Here is an 18610-nt window from a genome sequence, read left to right as displayed (position 1 = left end):
ATTGATGACCGCAGACGATGTGCACCGCGCACTGGCGGACTCCGAGATGGCAGTGCTGCATGCCGTGCAATCTGCATACATCGCACATGATCTGGGTCAATCCGACCTGCCGTTCTCGGCATTCGTGCGGCCCATCGACCAACCTGGCACACGCTTCATCGCACTGCCCGCCTATCTCGGTGGCGACCAGGCCCTCGCCGGTGTCAAATGGGTGTCGTCGTTTCCGCACAATGTGGACACCGGCCGTCAGCGGGCCTCGTCCTTGGTGCTCCTGTCGGGTCTCGACACCGGCTACCCGCGCGCAATCGTGGAAGGCAGCAGAATCAACGCCTGGCGTACCGCGGCCTCAGCGGCGCTGGCCAGCATGACGCTGCGAGCCGGACAACCCGTCACGACGATCGGAGTGATCGGCTGCGGAACCATTGCACTCGAACAGGTTCGGTTCCTTCGCATCGCTCATCCCGAGGCACGCACGGCACTGCTGTTCGACCACGACCCCCACCGGGCCCGGCAGTTCGGGGACGTCATCGGTCGCGAATTCCCACAGTTGACACCCATCGTCGTCGACCGCGCCGAGCAGGTGATCCAGCGCGGTGACACGGTCGCCGTCACCACCACCGCACCCGCCCCCTGGCTCACCCTCGCTGCATCGGGCAGGCCGACTGGTCAAGTGCTGCTGCACGTCTCGCTGCGAGATCTGACGGTCACGTCGATTCTGTCCTCGCACAACGTGGTCGACGACGTCGACCACGTCAATCGAGAGAACACATCGATTGCGTTGGCGGCGCAGCAGCAACCGGACCTGTCCTTCGTGCAGGGAACGCTCGGTTCGATTCTGCGCACCGGCACCTATCGGCCGGATCCAGCGGGAGTTGTGTTCTCTCCGTTCGGCCTCGGCATCCTCGACCTCGCCGTCGCGGCTCTGGTTCTCGAGCGCTCGAGTCGCCTCGGTCTGGGGACCGAGGTTCCCGGCTTCGACCCGCCCGAACACATCGTGGCAGGAACCACCAATTCGAGAGGAGCACGCTCATGACCGACACCCCCGTGACCGACCGTCCGCCCGTCGCACTCGTGACGGGAGGATCGCGCGGCATCGGAGCCGCCGTGGCGATCGGACTCGCCGAGGCAGGATGCGACGTGATCATCAACTACCGCAGCAGTTCCGAGGACGCCGAGAAGGTCGCCCAGTCCGTCCGTGAGCGCGGACGCGAAGCCACCACCATCGCCGCCGACGTATCCGACGAGACAGCCGTGATCGCGATGTTCCGTGAAATACGTTCCCGCTTCGGTAGACTCGACGTCGCGGTGCTCAATTCCGGTATCACCGCCGACGGGCACTTCGCGACGATGAGTGCCCGCAAGTGGGACTCCGTCATCGCCACCAACCTGACCGGTACATTCCTCACCGCCCGCGAGACCACGAAGCTCATGTTCTCCACCGGCGGCGCGATCGTGATGATCAGCTCTACCAGTGGTGTCGCCGGCAGGGCCGGTCAGGGAAACTACGCCGCCAGCAAGGGCGGCATCATCTCGATGGCGAAGTCCCTCGCTGCCGAGGTAGCCGGACGCGGGATACGAGTGAACGTGGTCGCTCCCGGATTCATCGAGACCGACATGGTTCGCGCGGTGCCGAAGGCCATGCGCGAAAGCGCCCGCAACGCGATCCCGCTGCAGCGCTTCGGTACTGCCGCCGAAGTTGCCCAGGCAGTCGTTTTTCTCGGCATGCCGACCTCGTCCTACATCACCGGCAAGGTCCTCACCGTCGACGGCGGCATGATCGCCGCCTGAACCGACTCCCCCATCGATCCCCGAAATTCGACACACCAACCGGAAGGAACATCATGACCACCGCAACCCGCTCCTCCACTCGCGCCGCAGCCACCGAACGCCTCGCCCTGAACAACCGGCTCAAGGAACTCATCATCGACCGCCTGGGTCTGCAGACCTCGCCGGAGCTGGTGTCGGACAACCAGCCTCTGTTCGGCCGCGGTATCGAGCTCGACTCGTTGGACACGCTCGAGCTCGTCGTGGCCGTCGCCGCCGAGTTCGAGGTCGACATCACCGACGACGACACCAAGGCGTTCGGCTCCATCAACGCCATGGTCGATCACATCGTCGATCGGACCCAGTGATGAGCGCTCCCACACTCGATTCCACCGCGCAGCGTTCCCCCGCACAGAAGACGCGAACACTGAGTTTCGGAATAGACGACATCCAGCGAATGCTGCCGCATCGGTGGCCGATGTTGATGATCGATCGGGCCTACGACGTCGTACCGGGGAAGTCCGGCCGCGGCATCAAAGCCGTCTCGGTCAACGAGCCCTACTTCGCCGGCCACTACCCCGGCCACTCGATCATGCCGGGCGTCATGATCGTCGAGGCCATGGCCCAGCTGGTGGCCGTCGTGTACGTGGCCGAGAGTCTGGAGAAGTCCATCGGCGACGAGAACCCGGCCGACGGCGTCGGCTACCTCGGTTCGATCCGGGCCATGAAGTTCAATCGCCTGGTCGTGCCGGGAGACATGCTCGAGCTCGGTGCTCGCCTCGGTGCCAAGCTCGGTGGGTTGCGTTCCGTCGATGTCACGGCGTCGGTGGACGGCAAGCCAGTTGCGGCAGGCTCTCTCGTGGTGACCGAGGGGCGGGGGTGACATGAGCACCGGTTCGCACACCTCCATCAGACCGTTCACCCCCGACGACGCGGATCGCGTTGCCACCCTGCTCACCGCGCGAGCGGATTCACCCAATCGCGTCACCGGGGGAATCGCCGGCGCAGATGTTCTCCGAGAACTCGAATTGCGCCGAACGGTAGCGTTTTTCGTGGCAGAGGACACCTCTGGTGATACGACCGAGCTGTACGGCACCCTCGGCCTGTTTCGCACGTCGGGTCGACGCACCACCGCACCCCGCGAGGTCATCGCCGACATGTTCTATCTCGCACCGGGTCGGCGCGGCGGGACTGCCACCGGCCGACTCTTCGCCGCCGCCCTCGAGTCGGTGTTCGACGCCGGCTACGACGTCCTACGTCTGACGGTCGATCCCGCCAATGCAACCGCGTTCTCGCTCTATCGCCGCGTCGGCAGCGTCTGCCTGCGGCACACTGTCGCCGGGGCCGACGGAAACGTCGAACTCGTCAACCACGTCCCGCTCGTCCTGCGTACCATCGCTCCCCATCTCGACGACACGGCGCGGGCGGCGCTGCGAGCGATCACCTCGTTCGGATCGGTGACTGCCCCGCGCGGCACCGATCTCGGTGAGGATCTCGAGACGGTCGACGGAATGTCCTTCGTGCGATACCGGCTGCGATTCGGCGGGTATGCAGTCGACGCACTCGTGGATCCGCTCCACAACGTGGTCGATCGAGCGGTCGTGACCGACCAGGGCGAGTCCGAACACGTTCTGAGCCTGCCGATCGTGCCGCGGCCGAGGATGATCGCGTCAACGTCGGTCGAGGTGACGGCCGGGTCGATCAGGGCAACGGTCGATACCCGCGACGGGCTACTGCGGATGTTCGACGACCGAGCCGGCATCACCGGCCCACTGCTGACCTCGACCCTGCCGAACCTGCACGTCGATCATCTGTCCGGGTGGCGTGACTCTCAGCCGCGCACCCTCGATGTGCAGGCTCTCGGGCACACCATCCTGGTACAGGAACGCACCGAGAACATCACGCTACGGGCACGATTCGAGGTCTTCCCCGACGGAGTGCGCCGCACGTACGTGCTGGACTGCGTCGGCGATTCTCGGTCCGAGTGGCAGGCAGATCTGTTCGATACCATCGGCCTCCGGCACGGCACCGTAGATGTCGGCGACGGTCCGGCGCTGATCGCATCCGGTGTGGAGCTGCGAGATTCCTCCGAGATACCCTCGGCTGCAGTACAACTCGATCCGGACGTGGACCCGATCTGGCACGACTCTTCCCGTGGGGTCGTACTGCGCTACAACGGAATCCGCGGCGGCGGATTGGTGACCGGCACGCTGCTCGCCCATCGAGTGGAACCGGGCACGCAGACAATCGCCGTCACAGTGGAGGCCTCGGCACCGAGGCCCACGGCGCTGCTTCCGGCCTCGCCACTCGTCGAGGCCGCGTCGCCGGTCGAGGCGGTTCCGAACACGACGATCGCACTGGACGTCGAACGTGGCGTACTGGCACGGTGGCGGCGGGACGGCAGCCGAGTGTTGGCCACCCCGTGGCCACGCACGTCGGCGATCGGACCCAATCCTGCCCGCTCGGGCGGTCTCTGGGTTACCGTCGAACCGGGTCGCACAGATCGAGATCATGGAATAGGCTGGGGTGCAGCACAATCCACTCGGTGGAGTCTGTGCGGACAGTGGCTCGAAGGCCACGAAGGCTTGCTCCGATGGTCTGCTCGCCACCACACCGACACCATCCACGATCTTCTCGCAGTAGAAGCCGACGCTCCCGGATCGGGAGACGTTGTCGTCTGGTCGACACCGACCGTCGCTCGTGGAGCGCCCATCGGAGTCCGCGACGGATCGGGCCCCGAGAACCTGCTCGATCTCGACCGTCGGTTCGAGATCTGGACCGACGAGCTCTCGGTTCCCACCGCAGCAGGCGTCACTCTGCGAATCAGGAACATCACCGGCCACGACCCGGAAATTCTCGTTCGTGCCACCTCGTCCGGACTCCTCGTCGGATGCGTCACCGCCGCGTCGGACGTACCCGCATTGTGGGAATTCGACTGCACAGCAACAGCCTCGACCCTCTCGCTCGCCGGTTAGACCGCACTACGAACCCACTCACAGCAACGAAAGGCCTACGATCATGAGCACCAACGACTACCGCATCGTCCGCGAAGCTGCCGGCGTGTACCCGATCGCCGCTCCGTTGATTCACCTCGAAGGCGACGAGCGTCTCGCCCTGCTCGACACCTTCCTGTCCAAGTCCTCCGACTTCGCCGATCCGGACACCACTCGCGAAGCACTCGCCCTGCGCGCCGACGGGTCACCGTTCGCCCTCGTCCTGCAGGTGGAGGGCGACGAGGACACGTGGCTGATTCCGCGCACCCCCATCACCGATGCCGAGGTGACCGAGTACGTCGGCGCACTCGAGATCCCCGAGGGCGTCAACGTCACCGTGGCCCCCGAAGGCTGGTCGGCCATCGCGGTCGAGGGCCCGCTCGCACCCCGCGTCGCCGGGAACTTCGTCGACGGCGACATCGAGGACTTGCTCTTGCACTCGGTGGTCGACGTCGAGCGTGAGTCCGGTGACGGGCAAGCCCGGCTCGCCCGAGTCGGCACGACTGGCGAGTACGGCTACCTACTACTCACCACCGACGGCGAGGCCGATCTGGCACAGTTCGTGGAGCTGGCCACGGCGGTCGATGGCGGCGCGGTCGGTCCCGACGGACTGGCGCGAGTGCGAGCCGAGGCCGGAATGCCCTACTACGACCACGGATTCGCGACCCTGAGCGTTGCCGAAGCAGATCTGTCGTGGATCGTCGACTGGGAGCGCATCGGCGAATTCCTCGGTTCGGACGAGCTCGTTCGCCCGGCGGCCGACTCGCCCAAACTGACGCCGGTCGTCACCGCCCCCGGCACCCGGATCGCCGCAGGAGCGCCGGTCATCGCCGACGGCGAGCGTATCGGCACGATCGTCTGGACTGCAGCGGCAGGCAACGACACCGAGGAGCTCGCGTTCGCACTACTCGACGACCCGTTCGTCGTTCCGGCGCTGGACGTGACGATCGACGAGGTCACCGCAGTCACCGTCACCCTGCCCCGGGTGCTCTCGCGCTCCAGCGCGGCCGCATCGGCCTGATCCCCGAGATCGCCGAACCTATCGAAGGAAATGACATGACACATCAGGAGATCGCCGTCACCGGCGTCGGGCTCATCACGGCCGCAGGTGCCACCACCGAGGAATGCTGGGACGCCATCTCCAACGGCCGGTCCGGCATCCGCATCAACACTCTGTTCGACACATCTCAACTACGTACCGAATGGGCCGGCATGGTCGAAGCGCCATTGCGCGAGGACCTGGACCGGTGCTATGCCCTGGCCGAACGCGCGATCCGCGAGGCATTCGCCGGCGCAGACTTCGACCCGGCGCGGTCGGATCGACGCGTCGCCGTGGTCGTCGGCAGCAGTCTGGGGGCCATGCCTACCCTCGAGGCAGAGCACCGACGTTTTGTGGAGACGTCCGGTTTCGATCATGTGGCCGTGGCGAATTCGCAGCTTCACTGTGTCGCCGACTGGATCGCAGGAGAGTTCGGCATCTCGGGCCCCCGCATCGTGACGTCCAATGCATGCGCTGCCAGTGCCGTTGCCGTCGGCTACGCCGCCGAACTGTTGTGGAACGACGAGGTGGACGTGGTGCTCTGCGGCGGCGTCGACCCTCTCGCGTCCCTGTCGGCCCACGGGTTCACGTGCCTGGGTGCTCTGGATCCGCAGCCGTGCTCTCCGATGGCGGCGTCCACCGGAATCTCGCTCGGCGAGGGCGCGGGGTTCATGATTCTCGAACGCAACGACGAAGCCCGTGACCGCGGGGCTCGGGTCATCGCCGAGCTCGCCGGCTACGGTCTGACACTCGACGGTTACCACCAGACGGCACCCGACCCTACCGGCGAGGGCGCAGCTCGGTCGATCACCGAGGCGCTACGCACAGCGGGGCTCCACGCCGACGACATCGACTACGTCAACCTGCACGGCACCGGTACACCGACCAACGACGTGGTGGAGCCCAAAGCGATTCGAGCTGTGTTCGGCAAGGATGCGCCACCCGCGAGCACCACGAAGTCGATGATCGGACACACCCTCGGCGCAGCCGGAGCCGTCGAGGCGGTGTGCTGCATCCTGGCCATCGCCACCGACGTTCAACCACCCACCGTCAACACCCGCGGACTCGAGGGAGCGACGGGCCTCGATATCGTCCCCGATATCGGACGGTCCGCGAAGACCGATGTGGTGCTGTCCAATTCGTTCGCCTTCGGCGGCAACAACGCCTCGCTCGTCATCACCCGCGCCGGACAGACACGTGACGAGCACATCGCCCCGCGCCGCGTCCGCACCACCGCGGTCATCACTGGGATGTCCGCCATCGCTGGTACCGCCACGTCCACCGAGGAGACCGTGGCCGCGGTGGAATCGGGAACGCCGTTGTTCGGGGTCGAGACAATCGAACCGTCGGAGAAGTCGATGTTGTTCGGCAAGGCGAATATTCGCGGTCTGTCGAAAGGCATCAATCCCGCGAAGCTACGTCGGATGGATCCGCTCAGCATCTTGGCCGCCGCCGCCACCAACGACCTACTGAAAAGGTTCGGCAAACTCACGCGCGCCGAGGCCGAAGAGACCGGCGTGATCTTCGCGACCGGCTACGGCCCGACGACGGCGGTGTCGGATTTCCACCGCGGCATCGTCGAACACGGCGCGGCCGGGGCGAATGCTCTGGTGTTTCCCAACACCGTCGTCAACGCCGCCGCCGGACATCTGGCCATGCTCAATCGCTTTCGCGGTTACACGGCGACCATTTCGACGGGTGGAACCAGTGCGATCGCGGCCCTGCACCTGGCCAACCGAGTCATCGAACGCGGGGCCGCCAAGCGCATCCTCGTTGTGATCGCAGACGAATTCCCCGAGATGGCTGCCCGCACCGTGGCCGGGTTCCCCGGATATCGCGGCGTCGAGGAGGCCGAGACCGGCGACGGCATGGTGCTCAGCGAGGGATGCGCCGCATTCCTCGTCGAGTCCGAGGATGCAGCGACGGCGCGCGGAGTGACTCCGGTAGCGGCACTCGAGGGATTCGGATCCGCCGGCGACACCGACGGCGTCGGACGAATAGATCCGAACGGTGCCCACTGGAGCTCGGCGATGTCGACCGCGTTGCAGCAGGCCGGCATCGACGCCACCGATGTCGATGCCGTAGTTCCCTCGGCGGTCGGAAGTGATCTACTCTCCCATGCGGAGCATTCTGCTTTTGCGGCAACGGGACTCGCCGACTCGGCTCGGCATCTGTTCAAGAACACCACGGGCGAGACGTTCGGCTCCTCGTCCGCCATCGGTCTGGTGACCGCACTGTCGACGCCCGAGGGCCCGTCCCGAGTACTGGTGTCGGCTCAGGCGTACGGCGGCAGCTACGCCGCGTTGGTCGCCCGGAGGCTCTCGTGAGGACCTCAGCCGTCATCGACGTGATCTCCTCCCGCCGACGCTCTCTGCCACGCGATCGCGCAGGCTATCCGGTACGACTGCACGGTCGTGGTCTGATCGCTACGGCCGTGCAGTGCCGTGACGGCGTCGCACCGGACCGACGGTCGATACGCGCGGATGCACTGCGGCGCTGGACCGTTTCCGATCATGGCCTGCATGCCTCGGTGGCGCACTGTGGTGCCGATGCCGTCGTGGCACTGCACCCGAGCGCCCCGGTGGGGGTGGACCTGCAGGATTCGCGCCCTCGGCCGTTGGCGTTGGCGTGGTTGGGCGAGCTGGTCGGACTACCCGGTCCGTGCACCATCGCCCAGTTCGCCGAATGCGAGGCGCTCATCAAGGCCTCGCATCTGACAAAGGAAACCTTTCACGGAGTGCACCTGCCCGCCGCAGCCCCCGGCTGGCGGCCCATGCACGACGGCTACTGGGTCCACACCGACGTCAGGCCCGATGGCAGTGCCGTGGCAGTTGTCACCACCGAACCACTACCGCTGCGCTGCAGCGCGATCGACGGTTCGCCCAGATTCGAGGAGGCAGCATGAGCGCCGCACCAGTACTCGACCACCGGTATCGTCGACGGCTATCGCGGGTGGAACGCACCTACGTCAACGCCCGCACCCTCGGTGCGAACACACTCATTCGCCTGGTGGTGGACGGCACCGGATCGATCGAGCCGGCGGAATTCGACTCGGCCGTCGCGGCGGCGTTCGCCCTCGCCCCCGGACTGTCGGTGCGTCGGCGCGGTGCCACCTGGCACAGCGGCGGTCCTCTACCGGTGGTCACCCATCTGCCGATCGACCGATTGCACTCCGGCGCAACGTTCTTTCACGATCCGATCGACATCACCGAGGGCCCGGTGGTGCGGATCGCCGTCGGGCATTCCGATCCGGCCTTGGCCACCGACGCGCGCACCCGCATCGCAGCCGTGGTCGATCATGCGGTCACCGACGGGCACGGGTTCACCGCCTGGCTCGCCGATGTGTTCCGCGAGCTACGAGGCGAAGCGGCCCTGGGCTTTCCGTCGGAGGACGCCGATATCGACGTCGCACGCCGAGCACCGACATTCGGCAAGCGCAGCGCGCCGTCGCCGGCACCGCAGACACGTCCCTCACCGCTTCGTCGTAGCGGCAACAGCGAGGAGACGACAGCGTGCTGGTATCGAGCCGAACTTCCGCCGGTCACCGAACCGGTAGTCGGACACATCGTGGCAGCAGTGGCGAAGTCACTGCGATCGGATGCAGGCACCGTCTCGATTCCCGTCGATCTGCGACGGCACAGCCCCAGCGTCCGATCCACCGCCAATCTGTCCTCGCCCATCGCGATCCCGATCACCGGCGACACGGACGCTCGGGCCGCCCAGGGCGCAGTGTTGATGGCCCTGATGCGCGGCCGAGAACTCGACCCGTACCGCAGCGACTATCGCGCCTCCAACGGCTTTGCCAGAACTCTCGACTCCGCTCTTGGCACCGACTCCCCCGGTGGGCATCCCGTCACTGCAATCATCTCCGACCACGGCAGCATCGACGAGAGTCTCTTCCGTACAGCATCTTTCGACCCGATGACGATCAGTACACTGCCGATGGTCGTGCCGCACGCGTCGATGTTCGTCAGTGCCGTCACGACGTCGAGGTCGACGGTACTGACCCTCGGCTGCCGGCGCGACGACGACCCAGAGCTGTGCCTGGCCCTGCTCAACTACGCCTCCGTTGCCCTCGGCGGTGCCGCGAACGCCGCGGCGCTGCCGGGCGGCGACCCCGCCGACAGAGGAAGTATCCGATGACCATCCGTTCCGTCGAACTGGAATCCGACACGGTCACAGCCGCGCCCGCCGAGACCGCACCCTCGCGCAGAGCCCGCGTGACCATCGCCTGCGCCCTGGCCGGAACCTTGCTGGCGACCCTGGACACCACCGTCGTCAACGTCGCGCTGCATTCGGTGACCGAACGGTTCGGCACCATCGACAAGGTCCAATGGATCGTCACCGGGTATCTCCTGGCATTGGTCGCCGCGATGCCGCTGGCCGGTTGGCTCGCCGCTCGCGTCGGTGCAGGACGGGCATATCTGGGCGCAATAGCGTTGTTCGGCATCGGCTCTGCGCTCTGCGCGCTCAGTCCGTCCCTCGAACTACTCGTCGCCTCGCGCGTCCTGTCCGGTGCCGCAGCGGGAATCATCATCCCTCTGGCAACCGTTCTGGTCGCGCGAGATGTCTCCCGCGAGCAATTCGCTCGCGTGCAGGCTCTCAACGGCAGCATCCAACTCATCGGTCCACTGCTGGGCCCGACGGTGGGCGGCTTGCTCATCGAGGTCGGCGGCTGGCCCGCCGTGTTCTGGCTCAATGTCCCGGTATGCATCGGCATCGCCTGCATCGGTGCCTTCGTCGTCGGACCGAGGCCCACTGGACGCCCTCGACCCCTCGATGTCCTCGGGCTGGTGACCGGTGCCACCGCGACGGTCTGCGCTGTCTCCGCCATCTCCGCTCTGTCGCAGGACGATTCGTTGCGTTGGATCCGGGTTGCCGGGCTCGCGGCGATCAGCGCAGTGGCTTTGGTGCTGTTCGTGTTGCGGGAAAACCGAATCGAACACCCCCTGCTCGATCTGAGCCTCATGCGTCATCGCATCTTCGCTCGTGCCTCGGTGAACGTCTTTCTCCTCGGCTTCCTGCTCTACGCCCCGATGGTCGTCATTCCGCTGTATTTCTCGGCCGCCCGCGGTGAATCCAGTGTCAGCACCGGACTGTTGCTCTCCACCGCGGGTCTCGGCGTGGTGATCTCCGGGAGCCTGTGCCCGCGCCTGATGCGGCGGTGGGGCGCGGGCCGCACGATGATCGTGGGTATCGTCGCCACCTTCGTTGCGACCGTCCCGCTCGTCACCCTGTCCGACGACACGTCCTATCCGCTGCTGTGCGGACTGCTCGTCGTCCGAGGGGCGGGCATCGGCCTTGCGGTTGTCGCGGTGATGACCAGGGCGTACCAGTCGAGCCCCGCCGAGTCGATCGCCGATGCCGCAGCTCAGCTCAATTTGCTGCAACGGATAGGCGGCGCTCTGGCGGCCGCGATCGTCTCTCTCGTGCTCTCACGGGCCGCGACCGAGCACGGCGGTTTGGTCCCCGGGGCGTTCGCGCAGACCAGCTGGTGGCTCGTCGGTGCCGCTGCCGTGACGCTCGTGCCCGCCATTGCGCTGGCCAGAGCCGAGGTACGCACCGAGTCCTGATACCGACCACCTGGCCCTGTTGCTGTTGCGGAACTCGTCTGCACAGGTAACGATGACCGCATGGGGGTCGACTGGGGGTTCTTCGCACTGGGGCACGAGCACTTCTTCGCGCCGCCCTGGACGGAGGGTTCACCCTGGTTGCGGGGTCTTTTCCCCGATCCCGCGGTCCCCCCGCAGTGGACTTCGAGCGACAGCGGGCCGTGGCGGTCACACTGCCCGGCTGCCCCGCTCGCGCCCTCCGGCTGGAAGGTACACATCTCCGCGCACCCAGATCAGGCGGCGGCAGCGATCGGACTCGCCGCCCGCGTGTGCGTCGATCAGGGTGTCGCGTTCAAGCACCTCCGCTCGTCCGGACTCGTGCACGCGCTGCAGATGAAGTTCGCGCCCACGGCCCACAGCGGCAAAGTCGTGGCGTGTTACCCGGAGCCGGACGCACTGGAGGATCTCTGCCTGGCACTGGTGGACGCGCTCGACGGTATCGAGGGGCCGGACATCGTCGGTGAACCCAGAATCGGGACCTCGTCGGTGCACCTCCGCTTCGGCGCGTTCATCGGCGAGTGGCTGGCCACCGGGGACGGCGTGGTGCCGGCCATGCGTCGCGGTGGGGAGCTCGAGCACGACCGCCGGGGTTCGGCAGGCGAGTCGCCCCCGCACCCGTACGCCGATGCCGTGGCGGCCGAGCATCGCCGGATTCTGACCGCGGCAACCCTGCCGCTGCGGGACGCGCGGCTGATTCATCGCACCAATGCAGGTGGGGTGTACCGCGGTACGTGGGACGACGGACGCGCCGTCATCGTCAAGGAAGCTCGTCATCGCGCCGGCCTCGATCTCGACGGGATTGCCGCGCCCATCCGGCTTGCGCAGGAACATATTGCGCTACAACGACTTTCAGGGAAAGGTGTTGCGCCCGAGCCGATCTGGTACGGGACCATCGGACCCAGCGACTTCCTCGCCATGCAGGACGTAGGGGTCGGCACACTCGTTCATCACGAAGCACGCCGTCATCCCGCCGTCATTCCCGGTCTCGACGTCGAGGACTCGGGGTACGTCGCCTGGATCGGCAACGTCCTCGCCGCCGTGCGCCGGGCACTCGACATCATGCACGCCGCAGGTGTCGCGCACGGAGACGTGCATCCGGCCAATGTGGTTCTGCAGGAGGATGGTTCGGCGACGATGATCGATTTCGAGTCGTGCGCGGTCGACGGCGTCTCGTGCTCCCGCGGAATCGTGGCGGCCGGCTATTCGAACGGAGAACCTCCCACACCGCAGGGCGACCGCGATTCCGTGAAGAACATCGCCGACTCCCTGCTGCATCCCGCTGCAGCGAACGCGACCTCGGCATCGGTGCGCGCCGACATGGTGGCCGGTGCTCGGGCGGATCTCGACCTGGCCCCTCATCTCGATCGGCTCCCGGTGCCGACTACCGGCGCGTTGGTGGACGGAATATGCGGCGCGGCACAGTTCGACGCGTTCGACGCCCTGTTTCCCGTCGACCATCGTCGATTCCACGTACTCGGCGCGGGGCTATCGCTGCTGTGGGGGACGGCAGGCGTGCTCGTCCAGCTGAAACGCTGCGGGACGGATCACGTGTTTCTCGACGCCGGTGTGCAGTGGCTGGCACAGGCCGCGCTCGCGGCGCAGGAACTGCCCTCCGGATTCGGTGACGGGGGACACGGAATTGCCTGGGCGCTCGGTGAACTAGGTGATGTGGTGTCTGCTGAGCGAGTACTCGACCGCCTGAACGACGGCCGGCCCGACCCACCGGGCCCATGGTGGCGTAACGGTAGTGCCGGTATCGCGCTCGCCTACGCCCACATCGCTCGGGCGACCCGACGCGACGATCTCCGCGACAGAGCGCTCGAGCTCACCGACTCCCTACCGACGTCGGGCAGTCGACCCGTCGATCACATCCCGGGAATCGGGTTCGGTGGCGCGGGAGTCGCCTGTGCAGCAGACACTCTCGGTAGATTGCTGGACGGGGATACCGCAGCCGTCTCTGCGGCAGCGCTGGACTGGGACCTGCGCTCGTGCGAACAGCGAGCCAGCGGTTTGTACGGTCGACAAAACAGCGTGCTGCTGCCGTACCTGGGACGCGGCAGCGGTGGTGTTGCGGTCGCCGCCCGATTGTGTGGCATCGAATTGGACGCCGATGTGGTTGCCGGCCTGTCTGCCGCATCGGCGACCCCGATCGTGGCGTTCGGCGGACTGTACGAGGGCCGAGCGGGGTTGGCCGTCGCCGCGCACGCCGTCTCGACCGGTGAGCATCCGTACTTGCCCGAGCTGACTCGGCGGCTGTGCTGGTCCGTCGGCAACGTCGATGGTAATTCCATGTTCAGAGGCGACCAAAATGCTAGATACACAACGGATCTCGCAACCGGATCCGCGGGCGCACTGATAGCTCTCGCACAGGATCCGGTAGCCGCATTCGCGTCGAGCTGCGGGTTCTCGACATGACGGCTGTCATGTTCGCCGTGCCCACAGCGTCATACGGAAGAGGTGATGACAGGTACTGCCGCTCCAGGCGTCCTGTTGGGCAATATTTTCGGTGTCACATCCACACGAACGAGAGGCCCCATCATGAACATCGTCGAACTGCACGAGCTCACCGTGGACAAGTCTGCCGACTCCCTCGACATCGTCGCCGCCATGAGCGGGGTTTCGGTCAACGGTTGGTGCGTCTGACCGACCTTCGTTCCTGCGCCGATAGGGTTGGCCCGGTGATCGATAGTGCGAGTCGATTCCCGAGAAAGCAGCCACCGTGACAGCGCAGATCAGCAGTACCCGTTCCCGCGACAGATACCCAAGCGAGTCCGTCGCTTTCGCTGCGACGTGGCTTGTCGTCGTCCTCATTTCATTCCTCGGGCTCACCAACATCGTCGAACGTCGCGTCGATACCGGGGCACCGATCGCTGTGGTGGCGGCTGCTATCGTCGTGTTCGTCGGCACCGTCCTGGCTCTGGCGCAATACGCACTCGCTCACAACTACGTCGGTCCACGGTTGAGAATTGCCGGGTGGGTCGCAATTCCGCTCGGGATCGTCAACATCCCGCTGTCGGAAACGTGGGAAACCTGCTGCATTTCCGTTGCTATCGCCGCAACTCTGGTCCGGGGACGGTGGGCGGGGCTCGCCATCGGAGGTGTATTCGCGTTCGTCACAGCAGCCACCGTTTACGCCGATCGCGACGACGAGCTGGAGGCGTTCGGAATCCTGTTGGGGACCGTCGGATTGGCCGTGGTCCTGATCGCCTTCTCCGAACTCGCTCGATCACTCATCGCACTTCATGCCTCACGAGAGGAGGTGGCCCGATTGCAGGTGGACGCCGAACGGCACCGAATTTCTCGGGATCTGCACGACGTCATCGGCCGGACTCTCGTGACGGCCCTGTTGCGAAACCAGGCCGCAATTCAGCTGTTCACGGTCGATCCGGAGCGAGCACGGGAGCAGCTCGATCACGTCCATCAGGTTCTCAGTGCCGGTCAGGCAGATCTCCGACGGTTGACGACCGGGCCGATTCTGGCCGACCTGGCCTCCGAACTCGCGACGGTCGAAGCCATGTGCGCCCGACTGGACATCGTCTGCCACGCGGCAGTCGAACCGCCGGAAAATGAGGACGTGGATCGGGTGTTCGCGGCAATCGTGCGGGAGGCGTCGACCAACATGCTCAAGCATGCGCACCCCCGTCGTTGTTCGGTGCGCGTAGCTCAGGAGTCCGAGTCACACGTCCTGGAATTCACCAACGACGGCATCACCCGTGGACGGATCAGCGGTACGGGAACAGGCATTGCAGACCTGACCGATCAGGTGGTCCAACTCGGGGGGCAATTCACAACGGACTGCACCTCTGACGGAGAATTCGTCGTGCTGGCTCGAATACCGCTGAGCAAGGGGGAGTAAGTGGCAATCAGGCTGTTGCTGGCCGAGGACGTGGCTCTGCTGGCCGAAGCCTTCGAGGTGTTGCTCTCCACCGACCCCGACATCGAGGTGGTCGGACGAGTGGCCCGCGGCGACGAAGTACGCGGTGCCGCTGCCGAGCTGAATCCCGACATCATCCTGATGGACATCGACATGCCGGGGATGACCGGTATCGAGGCCACCGCCGACCTGCGTGGAGCAGGGGTAGCGATTCCGGTTCTGCTGCTGACCGCGCTACCCGGTAGCGGACATGTGCACGACGCTCTCGCTGCCGGCGCGAACGGCTATCTGCTCAAGTCCACCGATGCACTGCATCTGCTCGACGGCATCAAGGCTGTGGTTTCCAAGCACACTGTGATCGATCCGGCGCTGGCCGCCGAGGCACTGCGCGCCGGACCGAATCCGCTGCGCGACCGCGAACTCGACGTACTTCGATTGGTCGACGCGGGACTGTCGACCAAATCCATCGCAGAGCGCCTGTTCCTCAGCCCCGGAACCGTGCGTAACTACCTGTCCAGTGCCATCACCAAGCTGGGCTCGACCAGTCGACTCGAGGCAATAAAGTCCGCACGCGAAAACGGGTGGCTGTAGACGCACCCGGTGGTTCACGATCGACCTCGATGCGCGAGAAGCCGCCGGCTGGATGGGATCGTGAACCTTCAGGTCCGCCGAAGACTCAGCCTCCGTGCGCCTCGACGGCCACGGGCTGCCATTCGCGCCAGTTGGCCAGTCGCGACTCGTAGTCCTTCGTTGCGATCTGCAGCGGTGCGTCGCCGAAAAAGACTCGCAGTGGCGGCTTTTCGGCGTCGATTACCTTGAGCAGTGCCGACCGTGTAGCGCTCGGATCACCGGGAGTTGCCTGCCGGGCACTGCGCAGCTTCGCTGCCTTGTCCCGAATCGGGTCGTACGCGGCGATGTCGGTGGACTTCTTGGCAGACGGGCCGGACCAGTCGGTGGAGAACCCACCCGGCTCGATCAGCGTCACGTGGATACCGAAGTCCTCGACCTCCTGGGCCAGCGCCTGACTGAAGCCCTCGAGGGCCCACTTGGAGGCGTGGTACGCACCGACATTCGGGAATGCCGAGATTCCGCCGATGGACGACACCTGCAAGATGTGGCCACTCCCCTGCTCACGCATGAACGGCAGTGCCGCCTGCGTGACCCACAGCGCTCCGAAGACGTTGGTCTCGATCTGCGCGCGAGCGTCCTCCTCGGAGATCTCCTCGATCATGCCGAACTGGCCGTAGCCGGCGTTGTTGATGACGATGTCGAGTGAGCCGAACGTGTCGAAGGCCTGCTGGACTGCCGCGAAGTCAGCGGCGCGGTCGTTCACATCCAGTTCGATCGGCAGAATCGCGTCGCCGTACTGCTCGACGAGATCTTTCAAGGTGTCTGTGTTGCGGGCGGTTGCCGCCACGCGGTCGCCGCGCTCGAGGGCTGCGATCGCCCACTCGCGTCCGAATCCCTTGGACGTACCGGTGATGAACCATGTCTTCGCTGCCATGAAACTCGTCCCTTCGCTACACGGACAAAAGTAAGGACGACGTCCGCTGCAAACGCCTCTCGGCGAGTGGTCGCTCGTAGCGACAAATGGGGTGAGGCCCGGGGCTTGCCAAGCGAACGCCGTCGAAAGAGTCCAACGAGGTGCCTCCGCCGACTATTCCCCGCACGTCAGCTGTGTTCGGTGATCATCACCGCCATGGTGTTCGGCTCCAGCGCCTCGAAGATGTGCGGCACGTCTCCGGGGTAGGCGACGTAGTCGCCCGGAGCAAGTTCGACGGCCTCTCCCGTCGGCCCCACCAGGGCTCGTCCTGCACTGAGCACCACATGCTCGACGACATTCGGCGAGTGCGGGTCCGAGCGCCTCGGCTCGCCGACGTCCGCGCTGATCAGATAGATGTCTCGTCGAGCGTTCGGCGGTGACGACGCCAGCAGCGTCGCCGTGTAGTCCGCCCTGTCCGACGCGAATCTCGGCCCCTCTCCCGCACGGATCAGGCGGACCGACTGCTTCGCGGGCTCGACCAGTCTGGAGAACGGCACGCCCAGTGTGACGCTTAGCGCCCAAAGGGTCTCGAGACTGGGGTTACCGGTTCCCGATTCCAGTTGCGACAGAGTTGACTTCGCAATACCGGCACGGCGGGCCACCTCGGCCAGAGAGAGTCCGACACGTCGTCGTTCCTGCTGGAGGGCTGCGGCGATAGCTGCTATCGGTGGACCGGTATCCGCCATTCGTTCACTCCATCGGTACGTACGTTTGATTTGACGAACACCCTAACATCGTCCACTATAACGATCATGCGTTCGACATGGCGAACCCTGCAGGGGGTCAACATCCGCGACATCGCGTTGGTCTGTCTGGCCGATGCCCTCGTCGGAGCCTCGTTCGGTGCGATCTCCGTGGCCGCCGACCTGCCGCTGTGGCTACCGGTGGTGATGTCACTGGTGGTCTTCGCGGGCTCCTCACAATTCATCTTCGTCGGCATACTGGCCGTCGGCGGCAACCCCGTCGCCGCAGTGGCGAGCGCTCTACTCGCCAACGTCCGTCTGGTTCCGCTCGGATTCTCCATCGGAGCTGTGTTCGAGAACGTGTCACCGATGAAGCGGCTTCTGGGCACGCACCTCATCACCGACGAGGCCGTCGCCTTCACCGTCGCAGAAAAGGACGAGGGCGGCCGTCGAACAGCCTTCTGGCTGTGCGGAATCGGACTTTTCGTCACCTGGAACATCGGCGTTGCGATCGGCACACTCGCCGGTGGAGCGATCACCAATACCGCCGCGCTCGGACTCGATGCGGCGTTCCCAGCCATCCTGCTGGGACTGATCATGCCCGCACTACGAGACCGAACTACGCGCAATGCCGCCCTCGCCGGCGCAGTGATCGCCCTGATCGCCTCGATGTTCCTGCCCAGTGGACTCCCCGTGCTGCTCTCCTTGATCGCCGTCGTTCCGGCCATGCTCTCCACTGCTCCCGGCACCCAGAAGGAACCCGCATGAACCTCACGATCCCGCTGATTGCACTGGTCGTCGGCACCTACGCACTCCGCATCGCCGGGCCGGCACTGCGCACGCGCATCACCATCTCGCCGCGCATCGACAGGGTCATGAACACATCCGTTGCCGTCGTGTTCGTCGCGTTGGTCGCCACCTCCTCCCTGCTCGTGGGCAAGGACTTCGCGGGCTTCGCGGCCCCGATCGGCGTCACCGTCGCGGGCATACTCGCCTGGCGAAAAGCACCCTTCGTCGTGATCGTGATCGCCGCAGCAGCAACCACTGCGGGGCTGCGCTGGATCGGCGTCAACTGACATCCACATCCGAACCACATCCACAA

The 18610-nt window shown here is 65.7% G+C and carries 17 protein-coding genes; 15 read left to right on the top strand and 2 right to left on the bottom strand.

Translation table 11 applies throughout. The features are described 5' to 3' along the window. Positions 1-4: 4 nt before the first annotated feature. The 13 genes from ACQR3T_RS10940 to ACQR3T_RS10880 all read left to right on the top strand — a co-directional run bounded on the left by ACQR3T_RS10940 (position 5) and on the right by ACQR3T_RS10880 (position 15873). Positions 5-1033 carry a hypothetical protein gene (locus tag ACQR3T_RS10940; protein WP_428693402.1) on the top strand — a complete coding sequence of 343 codons (1029 nt, stop codon included), beginning with the start codon at positions 5-7 and terminating at the stop codon, positions 1031-1033. Further along, positions 1030-1788, top strand: coding sequence for a 3-oxoacyl-ACP reductase FabG (gene fabG / locus ACQR3T_RS10935; RefSeq protein ID WP_094611301.1), 759 nt, complete (start codon positions 1030-1032; stop codon positions 1786-1788). Before ACQR3T_RS10940 ends, fabG begins: the two co-directional genes overlap by 4 nt. Before the next feature lie 53 nt (positions 1789-1841). Continuing rightward, the gene (locus ACQR3T_RS10930) at positions 1842-2132 is read left to right on the top strand and encodes an acyl carrier protein (RefSeq protein ID WP_032378844.1); all 291 of its coding nucleotides are present in this window, start codon (positions 1842-1844) and stop codon (positions 2130-2132) included. After that, a complete protein-coding gene (fabZ, locus tag ACQR3T_RS10925) occupies positions 2132-2647 on the top strand; it encodes a 3-hydroxyacyl-ACP dehydratase FabZ (RefSeq protein WP_032401585.1) in 516 nt (171 codons plus the stop codon). The genes ACQR3T_RS10930 and fabZ overlap by 1 nt, the downstream gene beginning before the upstream one ends. Position 2648: 1 nt before the next feature. Further along, positions 2649-4739: a hypothetical protein gene (locus tag ACQR3T_RS10920; protein WP_428693401.1), complete on the top strand. Its 2091-nt coding sequence runs from the start codon at positions 2649-2651 to the stop codon at positions 4737-4739. Between the two features lie 43 nt (positions 4740-4782). Further along, positions 4783-5778: a hypothetical protein gene (locus tag ACQR3T_RS10915; protein WP_428693400.1), complete on the top strand. Its 996-nt coding sequence runs from the start codon at positions 4783-4785 to the stop codon at positions 5776-5778. A 35-nt stretch (positions 5779-5813) separates the two neighbouring features. Further along, positions 5814-8123, top strand: a complete 2310-nt coding sequence (locus tag ACQR3T_RS10910) for a beta-ketoacyl synthase N-terminal-like domain-containing protein (RefSeq protein WP_428693399.1) — start codon at positions 5814-5816, stop codon at positions 8121-8123. Then, entirely contained in the window at positions 8120-8701 is a 582-nt protein-coding gene (locus ACQR3T_RS10905; protein WP_428693398.1) for a 4'-phosphopantetheinyl transferase family protein, read from the top strand. Before ACQR3T_RS10910 ends, ACQR3T_RS10905 begins: the two co-directional genes overlap by 4 nt. Further along, on the top strand, positions 8698-9939 hold the full coding sequence (locus tag ACQR3T_RS10900; RefSeq protein ID WP_428693397.1) for a hypothetical protein: 1242 nt from the start codon (positions 8698-8700) through the stop codon (positions 9937-9939). Before ACQR3T_RS10905 ends, ACQR3T_RS10900 begins: the two co-directional genes overlap by 4 nt. Then, entirely contained in the window at positions 9936-11369 is a 1434-nt protein-coding gene (locus ACQR3T_RS10895; RefSeq protein ID WP_428693396.1) for a DHA2 family efflux MFS transporter permease subunit, read from the top strand. The genes ACQR3T_RS10900 and ACQR3T_RS10895 overlap by 4 nt, the downstream gene beginning before the upstream one ends. Before the next feature lie 60 nt (positions 11370-11429). Beyond that, positions 11430-13823: a hypothetical protein gene (locus ACQR3T_RS10890; RefSeq protein ID WP_428693395.1), complete on the top strand. Its 2394-nt coding sequence runs from the start codon at positions 11430-11432 to the stop codon at positions 13821-13823. A gap of 304 nt (positions 13824-14127) precedes the next feature. After that, positions 14128-15264, top strand: a complete 1137-nt coding sequence (locus tag ACQR3T_RS10885) for a sensor histidine kinase (protein ID WP_428693394.1) — start codon at positions 14128-14130, stop codon at positions 15262-15264. Beyond that, positions 15265-15873: a response regulator gene (locus ACQR3T_RS10880; RefSeq protein ID WP_032378837.1), complete on the top strand. Its 609-nt coding sequence runs from the start codon at positions 15265-15267 to the stop codon at positions 15871-15873. It abuts the gene before it with no gap. A gap of 85 nt (positions 15874-15958) precedes the next feature. Here the strand turns inward: ACQR3T_RS10880 and ACQR3T_RS10875 are convergent, their stop codons facing one another. Together ACQR3T_RS10875 and ACQR3T_RS10870 are read right to left on the bottom strand one after the other, a co-directional pair. Beyond that, positions 15959-16786 (bottom strand): SDR family oxidoreductase, encoded by an 828-nt coding sequence (locus ACQR3T_RS10875; protein ID WP_428693393.1) that lies wholly within the window; start codon positions 16784-16786, stop codon positions 15959-15961. Positions 16787-16953: 167 nt separating this feature from the next. Beyond that, complete coding sequence (locus ACQR3T_RS10870) at positions 16954-17511, bottom strand: helix-turn-helix domain-containing protein (protein WP_032378835.1); 558 nt, start codon at positions 17509-17511, stop codon at positions 16954-16956. A gap of 66 nt (positions 17512-17577) precedes the next feature. Between ACQR3T_RS10870 and ACQR3T_RS10865 the strand changes: the two genes are divergently transcribed. Both ACQR3T_RS10865 and ACQR3T_RS10860 read left to right on the top strand, forming a co-directional pair. Beyond that, positions 17578-18276, top strand: coding sequence for an AzlC family ABC transporter permease (locus tag ACQR3T_RS10865; RefSeq protein ID WP_428693392.1), 699 nt, complete (start codon positions 17578-17580; stop codon positions 18274-18276). Continuing rightward, complete coding sequence (locus ACQR3T_RS10860) at positions 18273-18584, top strand: AzlD domain-containing protein (RefSeq protein WP_032378833.1); 312 nt, start codon at positions 18273-18275, stop codon at positions 18582-18584. Before ACQR3T_RS10865 ends, ACQR3T_RS10860 begins: the two co-directional genes overlap by 4 nt. Positions 18585-18610 lie beyond the last annotated feature (26 nt).

The organism is Rhodococcus sp. IEGM1428 (assembly GCF_050321865.1).
In the GTDB taxonomy this organism is placed as follows: domain Bacteria; phylum Actinomycetota; class Actinomycetes; order Mycobacteriales; family Mycobacteriaceae; genus Rhodococcoides.
This window is presented reverse-complemented; position numbering and strand designations above follow the sequence as displayed.

Bases quoted from the DNA above. Each gene is read 5' to 3' on its own strand.
- ACQR3T_RS10930 (WP_032378844.1), top strand. From the start codon at position 1,842: ATGACCACCGCAACCCGCTCCTCCACTCGCGCCGCAGCCACCGAACGC.
- ACQR3T_RS10940 (WP_428693402.1), top strand. From the start codon at position 5: ATGACCGCAGACGATGTGCACCGCGCACTGGCGGACTCCGAGATGGCA.
- ACQR3T_RS10870 (WP_032378835.1), bottom strand. From the start codon at position 17,511: ATGGCGGATACCGGTCCACCGATAGCAGCTATCGCCGCAGCCCTCCAG.
- ACQR3T_RS10915 (WP_428693400.1), top strand. From the start codon at position 4,783: ATGAGCACCAACGACTACCGCATCGTCCGCGAAGCTGCCGGCGTGTAC.
- ACQR3T_RS10910 (WP_428693399.1), top strand. From the start codon at position 5,814: ATGACACATCAGGAGATCGCCGTCACCGGCGTCGGGCTCATCACGGCC.
- ACQR3T_RS10865 (WP_428693392.1), top strand. From the start codon at position 17,578: ATGCGTTCGACATGGCGAACCCTGCAGGGGGTCAACATCCGCGACATC.
- ACQR3T_RS10900 (WP_428693397.1), top strand. From the start codon at position 8,698: ATGAGCGCCGCACCAGTACTCGACCACCGGTATCGTCGACGGCTATCG.
- ACQR3T_RS10860 (WP_032378833.1), top strand. From the start codon at position 18,273: ATGAACCTCACGATCCCGCTGATTGCACTGGTCGTCGGCACCTACGCA.
- ACQR3T_RS10875 (WP_428693393.1), bottom strand. From the start codon at position 16,786: ATGGCAGCGAAGACATGGTTCATCACCGGTACGTCCAAGGGATTCGGA.
- fabZ (WP_032401585.1), top strand. From the start codon at position 2,132: ATGAGCGCTCCCACACTCGATTCCACCGCGCAGCGTTCCCCCGCACAG.
- ACQR3T_RS10920 (WP_428693401.1), top strand. From the start codon at position 2,649: ATGAGCACCGGTTCGCACACCTCCATCAGACCGTTCACCCCCGACGAC.
- ACQR3T_RS10890 (WP_428693395.1), top strand. From the start codon at position 11,430: ATGGGGGTCGACTGGGGGTTCTTCGCACTGGGGCACGAGCACTTCTTC.
- ACQR3T_RS10895 (WP_428693396.1), top strand. From the start codon at position 9,936: ATGACCATCCGTTCCGTCGAACTGGAATCCGACACGGTCACAGCCGCG.
- fabG (WP_094611301.1), top strand. From the start codon at position 1,030: ATGACCGACACCCCCGTGACCGACCGTCCGCCCGTCGCACTCGTGACG.